The sequence below is a fragment of the Polaribacter sp. genome, assembly GCF_965660385.1.
In the GTDB taxonomy this organism is placed as follows: Bacteria; Bacteroidota; Bacteroidia; order Flavobacteriales; family Flavobacteriaceae; genus Polaribacter.
The window spans coordinates 1-8,149 of the sequence record NZ_CBFHZT010000081.1 but is presented as its reverse complement, the minus strand read 5'-3'; the positions used below and the strand labels follow the sequence as shown (position 1 = coordinate 8,149).

Genomic DNA, 8,149 nt, shown 5'->3' with positions numbered 1-8,149 from the left:
AATGATGAGATTGTACCTTTTAAAAAGGTATTTTTAGACTATCGCACTAAAACAAAAAAGAAGGAATACCGCATCTCGAGTTTAACCTGTAGGGATTGTCCATTAGCCAAAAGCTGTTTAGGAAAAACGGCCAAAGAAAAGAAGTTTAGTGTAACGTATTATCGAGAAGAATATGAGCGAAATATTACAAGATTATCCACTCCAAAGGGAAAGGCAATGAAATCTAAACGTCAAAGCACAGTAGAGCCTGTTTTTGGCACCTTGACCCAATTTATGGGAATGCGAAAAATCAACACTTTAGGCATACAACAGGCTAATAAAGTGATGCATCTCTCAGCGATGGCCTATAACTTGAAAAAGTATTTAAAATTCGTTACAAAAAATGCAAAAAGAAAGGCAAAAGCCTTGGCTTTTGTATTTATGCACAAAAAGCTTTATTCAAAACTCATATTAGTAGTTGTAAGCCTTTTTAAATTTAGAAAAATAGCGATTGTAAAAATTTAAAAAGCCCTTAAAAAGGGCTTAAAAAAGATGATTATTTGATTTTTTAGAGGGTTGTGCAACGGTTACCAATGTTGTGTGTAGTTATTTATATTCCAATTTGCCACCTTTCATAATTTGTTCATATGTAATTCTCGTTTGTAATGGCTGAGAATTAAGTTCTATTGAGTTCGCTTTGTCTAAATCCGATGTTCCTTTCCTAATTTTTAGAAAATTTCCATTATTAAGGATAACTCTAGCATTATTAACTTGAGGTATTCCTAAAACAAACTCTGCACTGGAAGGATTTACAGGATAAAAACCTAAAGTAGAAAAAATATACCAGGCACTCATTTGTCCACAATCATCGTTTCCAGTTATGCCATCTGGTTTATCGCTGTAAAACCTATTATATATTTCTGTTATGAGTTGATTTCCTTTTTCTGGTGTATTTGAAAAAGCATATAAATATGCAATGTGATGACTAGGTTCATTACCGTGAGCATATTGTCCAATTAATCCTTCTTGTCCCAGATGTTTATCTGCATCGTCATTAGATAGCGTAAAGAATTTATTTAATTGATTTGTAAAATTATCTTTCCCACCTAAAAGCTCAATGTAGTTATTTACATCATAATGACTTGGTGTCCATGTGTATTGCCATGCATTTGCTTCTGTGTAATCTCCTGGATTATTCATAGGTGAGGTGGCTTCCAAAGGTTCAAAAGGATTTCTAAAATCACCTTTTGAGTCTTTCCCACGCATTAAACCTGTTTCGCTATCAAATAAATTTTCGTAGTATTTTGACCTTTTATTAAAAGTTTCAGCGATACTATCTCTACCCATTTTTTTGGCCATTTTCGCAATAGCGTAATCATCAAATCCACTCTCGAGTGTTCTAGAAACAGATTCATTATCTAAAAAGTCAAATGGATAATAGCCGTATTTGTTATACATTTCCCAGTCAGAATTTAAATGATTTTCTGTACTAGTTTTTACCATTGCTTCCATAGCCTCATCATAACTAAAGCCTTTAAATCCTTTATGATATGCGTCAACTATAACTGGAATAGAGTGATTACCAATCATACAATAATTTTCTTTTCCCCAAGCCGTCCAAATAGGAAGATAGCCCTGGGCTTTGTGATGTGCTAAAAACGTATTAATAAAACCATCTACACGTTCAGGTACAAGAATGGTGTATAATGGATGTGAAGCCCTGTAAGTATCCCAAAGCGATAATGTTGAATAGTATTCCCCATTTTTAGCTAAAGCAATTTTATCGTCAGCACCTCTATACTGTCCATCTACATCTGCGATGTTTGAAGGTTGTAAAAATAAATGATACATAGCCGTGTAAAAAATGGTTTTTTGTGTATCATCAGCTTCAATTTCAATCTTTTTTAAATAGGTATTCCAAATTTGTTTTCCATCGTTTTTAACTTTTTCAAAATCCCAATGGTCTAATTCTGCTTTAAGGTTGTTTTTTGCACCTTTGACACTAACAGTAGATAAGGCGACCTTGCATTTTAAAATGTTATCTTTAAGATTGAAATCTAAAACATATTTTGGTGCATTTTCTTTAGGTTCAGCTGGTAATTCTTTAATTGCTTCATATTTTTGGTTGAACGTGATTGTAAAAAAGTACTTTCGTTCTACCCAATTTTTAGTGTGGCAATAACCAGAGATTGTTTTCTTATCAGCTTCTAATTTAACATCACTATCCAACACCAAACTATCTGTTAAAAACCGCAAACCGTGTTGAAGGTTGACTAATAGTTTTGCCTTGTTATTTGGATACGTATAACGATGAAATGACACGCGCTCGGTCGAGGTAAGTTCAGCTTTTATGTTGCTAGAAAGTTCAACTGAATAATAAGACACTTCTGCATGTTCTTTTATTTTTTTGGCGGAATACTTACTAGGATTACCATTAAATGGAAACAAAAGAATATCACCAAACTCGCTTATTCCAGTTCCACTAGCTCTTGTGTTTGAGAATCCAATTATGGTTGAATCTTTTAGTTGATAACCGCTTGTGTAATCCCAACCTTGGTCTGTATTATCTGGTCCAGGTTGTACCATTGCAAAAGGTCTGCTTGGACCAGGAAAGGTGTGTCCAGTTCCATCCGTTCCAATAAAAGGGTTCACAAATTTTGTATAATCGACAGATTTGAATACAACTTTATTATTGTTAGTACAACTTATAAAAGTTGAAAAAACTAAAAAGATTAATAGGTATTTCTGCATTTTGTTTTAATTATTGCCAATGGTCTGTATAAGAGCATTAGCGGATTTACAAGCACTAAATTTTCGCTTAAACACAGACTTTTTTTATAATTACTTACTTTCGTTTTAGAGATTAAACTGCCAATAATTTTATACAATGTTGTGTTTAGTTATTTTAGTTTTTTTAATTCAATTTTCAAACTGTCATTCTCTATAATCATTGAATTTTGTTCTAATAGATAATGCATTTTAAAAACAGTTTTCATTCTATCAAAATCAGGGTTAAGCACGTCAGCTTCTGAAACATAATCTTCATCGAAAGCCATAAAGTTGATGGTTTGATTCTCCCTGTCGATTTCGTATTTTCCCGTATAAATTTGATTAAAATCGTTAGTTCCTCGAATGGAAAATGTTGATGCTTCTTGGAAATAGATTCGCGACCAGTCATTCTTATTTTGTGGTTCCCAAGCACCATAAAATTCGTTTTTGGTCATTATATTGTTTTTTAATGTGTATGTCAAGGCAAAAAGACCTATAATGAGTAAAGGGAAATAAAAGTATTTGACTTTACTAAACTTATTTAACCATTGTGGTCTATCGGTTTCTTGATATAAAGGTGGTTCTTGGATGAAAAACTTATAAAAGGATTTAAATTCAGCAAGGAACACAATAAATGCAATTATTGTTAGGGTAATTGCCATTCCAATTGCTCCATTAATTTCGTAAGTCAGGTCTAAGACCAAGATGTTTATCATAATTGACAGATAAAGGACTATTCCAAGTCTGGTAGTTTTTCTAAAAAACAAGAGAAAGGCAGAGATTATTTGAGAGGAAGCAATAAAAACTCCGTACCAAAATGAATAGCCGTAAAAAAACCAAGTAAGCTCAAAGCCAGATAGCTCACCGATTGTTTTGTCCCAAATAGATGGCGAAGAAGAGAATTGAGTACCCATTATTTTGGCAACAGCGTACATTAGAATAATAGATGCTAAAAAATAGCGAGCGATAGTGTGAAGAATAGGATAGTATCTTTTCATTTCAGTTGGTTTTCAATTCAGACGTTTGAATGGCAATTTTGTTACAAATGTAAAACTTAACTCAATATTTGATTGGTGGTTATAATTACACACAACTACTAACTACCAACTACCAACTACCAACTACCAACTACTTAGGACTATAAACAGCACAAGGAATAATCATTTCTTCTAAAGAAACGCCTCCATGTTGATAGGTGTTTTTGTAATATTTTACAAAGTGATTAAAGTTGTTTGGATAGGCAAAAAACAAATCTTCTTTCGCAAAAATAAAAGGCGCATTCATTGCCACTGTTGGTAAAAATATATCTTTAGGATTACGCACAGCATACACATCTTTTTCTTGGTAAGATAAACTTCTGCCGGTTTTGTAACGTAAATTTGCACTTATATTTTTATCACCAATTACTTTGGTAGGGTTTTTACAATTAATGGTTCCATGGTCTGTAGTGATAATTAATTTTTGACCTAAATGTTGTGCTTTTTGAATAATTTCAAATAATGGTGAGTTTTTAAACCAGCTCAACGTTAAACTTCTGTAAGCTTTATCATCTCCAGCCAATTCTTTAATAACCTCCATTTCTGTTTTTGAATGCGATAGCATATCCACAAAATTATAAACCACAGTCGTTAAATCGTTTTGTTTTGTGCCATTGTAATTGTCTGCCAATTCTTTTCCACTTTTTAAAGAAGTAATTTTATAATATTGATGTTCAATATCTAAACTTAATCTCTTTATTTGTGCTGTTAAAAACTCATTTTCGTACAAATTCATTCCACCTTCATCAGTATCATTTTTCCAAAAATTGGGATGACGTTTTTCCATTTCAGAAGGCATCAACCCAGAAAAAATAGCGTTTCTTGCGTATTGTGTGGCTGTTGGTAAGATTGAGAAATAAGAGTGTTCTTCTTCTTTCTTATAATAATTGTTTAAAAGAGGTTCTAATATTCTATATTGGTCATATCTTAAATTATCAATTACAACCCATAAAACACCTTTTTCCTTGCTTAATTCAGGTACAACATAATCCTTAAAAAGGGTATGAGAAAATGTGGGTTTGTCATGAGCAGTTAAAAAATCTTCGTAATTTTTTTTGATGAATTTAAAAAACTGATTGTTAGCCTCTTGTTTCTGACTTTCTAAAATGCCAAGCATGCCAGTATCGCTAATGTTTTCTAGTTCCAATTCCCAATGAATTAGTTTTTTATACAAATCAATCCATTCCTCATAAGAATTTACCATAGCCAAATCCATAGAAATTTTTCGAAACTCTTGTTGATAACTAGAAGTTGTTTTGGCAGACACCAAACGTGAATGATCTAAATTTTTCTTTAAACTCAATAATATCTGACTTGGATTTACGGGTTTAATTAAATAATCAGCAATTTTAGAACCTATGGCTTCTTCCATAATATACTCTTCTTCGCTTTTAGTAATCATAACCACAGGTAAATTTGCCTGTTTTTGTTTAATTTCTGCAAGTGTATCTAATCCTGTTAAACCAGGCATGTTTTCATCTAAAAAAACAATATCAAAATTTTGAGTACTTACTAAATCTATAGCATCAGCACCATTTGTACACGTTGTAACTTGGTAGTTTTTACGTTCTAGAAAAAGAATGTGAGGTTTTAATAATTCTATTTCATCATCTACCCATAAAATGTGTATACTGCTCATACTATTGTTTTAAATTTTAACATTTAACGATAAATGTAGTATTTTGTTATATGTTTACAGGGTTTTAAATGATAAAATATTGCCAAAAAAAATACTATTGCAATGTATTCTTTTGATTATCATTAACTAAATACATCTTTAAATTCAAGACACAATATTTGCGAATTCATAACATTAAGTCGTATTTTGCTTAAGATTGATAAATAGATTCTTTTGAAGAAAAAAAAGCCCAATAAACTCAAAATTTTAAACGATCCTATCTACGGATTTATTCAAATTCAAAATCCGATTATTTTTGATATCATAGAACATCCTTATTTTCAACGTTTGCGAAGAATCACTCAAATGGGTTTTTCTAACTTGGTATATCCAGGTGCTAATCACACCCGTTTTCATCATGCTTTAGGTTGTACATATTTAATGGAAAAAGCAATTAGGGTGTTGCGCTTTAAAGGGATACAAATTTCTGAAGATGAAGAAAAAGCCCTTTATATTGCTATTTTATTGCACGATATTGGTCATGGTGCATTTTCTCATGCTTTAGAACATAGTATTGTTAACGGAATTTCCCACGAAGAAATTTCTTTAAAGTTTATGCATCAATTAAATATCGAATTTAATGGAGAATTAGATTTAGCCATTACAATTTTTGAAGGAAAATACCATCGTAATTTTCTATGTCAGCTTATTTCTAGTCAGTTAGATATTGATAGATTGGATTATTTAAAACGCGATAGCTTCTATACAGGTGTTACTGAAGGTAATATCTCTTCAGACAGGTTAATTGTTATGATGAATGTTAAAAATGATGAACTGGTTATTGAACAAAAAGGAATTTACTCAGTCGAAAAATTTTTGATAGCAAGGCGATTAATGTATTGGCAAGTGTATTTACATAAAACAGGTATTGTTGCAGAAAATATGTTAGTAAATGTGCTAAAAAGAGCTAAAGAATTGGCAGAAAAAGGAGCGGATTTGTATGGAAGTGCAGCCCTAAAATATTTCTTATACAATCAAATTAATCAAGATAATTTTACGGATAAAACCTTACAAATGTTTGCTGTATTAGATGATTATGATATTTTATCGGCTATAAAAGAATGGGTAAATCATACTGATAAAATATTGTCTTTATTATCTAAAATGATAGTTGATCGAAAATTATTAAAAATTGAAATTCAAAAAGAATGTTTTACAGCAGCACAGCTTCATAAAAAGAAAATTAAATACGCTAAAAAGTTACAATTAGCTATTGATGAAATGGATTATTTTGTTTTCTCACAGCCTATTCAAAATCAAGCTTATCAAACAAAAAAACCAATTTTTATTCTTAATAAAAAAGGAAAATTAAAAGATATCGCAAAAGCATCAGACCAATTAAATTTACAAGCGCTTACAAAACCAGTGATTAAATATATTATTTGTTATCCAAAGTAAAAACAGATTAGCCAAATACCTATAAATTTTATACTTTTGCATTTGATGAAATTTACAGCGCAGCAAATAGCAGATATTTTAGAAGGTAGAGTAGTGGGTAATCCTAATGAAGAAGTTTCTAAATTATCTAAAATAGAAGAAGGTGAAAAAGGATCTTTAACCTTTTTGTCAAATCCTAAATACAATCCGTTTTTATATACAACAAATGCATCAATTGCTATTGTTAACGACAGCTTTGAGCCAGAAAAAGAAATTACCACAACACTTATAAAAGTAGAAAATGCATATAAAGCGTTTTCAAAATTATTAGAATTTTATAACGAAGTAAAAAATAATAAAACAGGTAGAGAGCAACCTCACTTTATAAGTGCATCCTCTACAATTGGTAAAAACGAATATTTAGGTGCTTTTACTTATATAGGAGAAAATGTTATTATTGGTGATAATGTAAAAATATATCCAAACAGTTATATAGGAGATAATACTAAAATAGGAGATAATTGTGTGATTTTTGCCGGAGTTAAAATTTATTCTGAATCGCAAATAGGCAATCACTGTAAAATTCATTCTGGCTGTATTATTGGTTCAGATGGATTTGGTTTTGCACCAGATGAAGCAGGTCATTTTAATGCCATTCCACAAATAGGAAACGTAATTATCGAAGATTATGTAGATATAGGTTCAGGATCTACGATTGATAGAGCAACATTAGGCTCAACAATTATTCGAAAGGGTGTAAAGCTAGACAATCAAATTCAAATAGCTCATAATGTTGAAATTGGTGAAAATACAGTAATTGCAGCCCAAACAGGTATAGCTGGATCAGCCAAAATTGGACAAAATTGTATGATTGGTGGTCAAGTAGGTATTGTAGGTCATATTACTATTGGAAATCATGTAAAAATACAGGCACAATCTGGTATTTCAAAAAGTTTAAAAGATCATGAAGTGGTTCAGGGTACACCTGCATTTAGTTACCCAGATTTTAATAAAAGTTATGTTCATTTTAGAAATTTACCTAAAATAGCAGCATCAATAAGTAATATAGAAAAAAATTTAAGCGCTGAAAAAAGTTAGTGAAAAATGAGTAAAAAACAAAAAACAATCAAATCAGAAATTACCTTGTCAGGTGTAGGTTTACACACTGGTAATACTGTGTCTATGACGTTAAAACCGGCTCCAATTAATCATGGTTTTGCTTTTTGTAGAGTAGATTTAGAAGGTGCACCAACTATTGAAGCTAAGGCAGAATATGTGGTTACCACACAAAGAGGTACTAACTTAGAAA

Annotated in this window: 7 protein-coding genes; 4 read left to right on the top strand and 3 right to left on the bottom strand. The window is 31.2% G+C overall.

What is annotated here, in order from left to right; translation table 11 throughout:
- Positions 1 to 504: transposase (locus ACTG3V_RS14485; RefSeq protein ID WP_439132887.1), on the top strand; the 504-nt coding region annotated here is incomplete at its 5' end.
- A gap of 81 nt (positions 505 to 585) precedes the next feature.
- On the opposite strand, the gene ACTG3V_RS14480 is transcribed toward ACTG3V_RS14485, so the two are convergent.
- The 3 genes from ACTG3V_RS14480 to ACTG3V_RS14470 form a co-directional block, all read right to left on the bottom strand.
- Complete coding sequence (locus tag ACTG3V_RS14480; protein ID WP_439132886.1) at positions 586 to 2,730, bottom strand: GH92 family glycosyl hydrolase; 2,145 nt, start codon at positions 2,728 to 2,730, stop codon at positions 586 to 588.
- A 149-nt stretch (positions 2,731 to 2,879) separates the two neighbouring features.
- On the bottom strand, positions 2,880 to 3,746 hold the full coding sequence (locus tag ACTG3V_RS14475) for a hypothetical protein (protein WP_439132885.1): 867 nt from the start codon (positions 3,744 to 3,746) through the stop codon (positions 2,880 to 2,882).
- A gap of 130 nt (positions 3,747 to 3,876) precedes the next feature.
- Positions 3,877 to 5,424, bottom strand: a complete 1,548-nt coding sequence (locus ACTG3V_RS14470) for a response regulator (RefSeq protein WP_439132884.1) — start codon at positions 5,422 to 5,424, stop codon at positions 3,877 to 3,879.
- 213 nt (positions 5,425 to 5,637) lie between these two features.
- On the opposite strand from ACTG3V_RS14470, the gene ACTG3V_RS14465 reads away from it, so the two are divergent.
- From ACTG3V_RS14465 to ACTG3V_RS14455, 3 genes are all read left to right on the top strand, one after another.
- Complete coding sequence (locus ACTG3V_RS14465; protein WP_439132883.1) at positions 5,638 to 6,861, top strand: HD domain-containing protein; 1,224 nt, start codon at positions 5,638 to 5,640, stop codon at positions 6,859 to 6,861.
- Between the two features lie 45 nt (positions 6,862 to 6,906).
- Positions 6,907 to 7,938 (top strand): UDP-3-O-(3-hydroxymyristoyl)glucosamine N-acyltransferase, encoded by a 1,032-nt coding sequence (gene lpxD, locus ACTG3V_RS14460; RefSeq protein WP_439132882.1) that lies wholly within the window; start codon positions 6,907 to 6,909, stop codon positions 7,936 to 7,938.
- Positions 7,939 to 7,944: 6 nt separating this feature from the next.
- Positions 7,945 to 8,149 (top strand): UDP-3-O-acyl-N-acetylglucosamine deacetylase (locus ACTG3V_RS14455; RefSeq protein ID WP_439132881.1); only part of this gene is annotated, 205 nt, incomplete at its 3' end.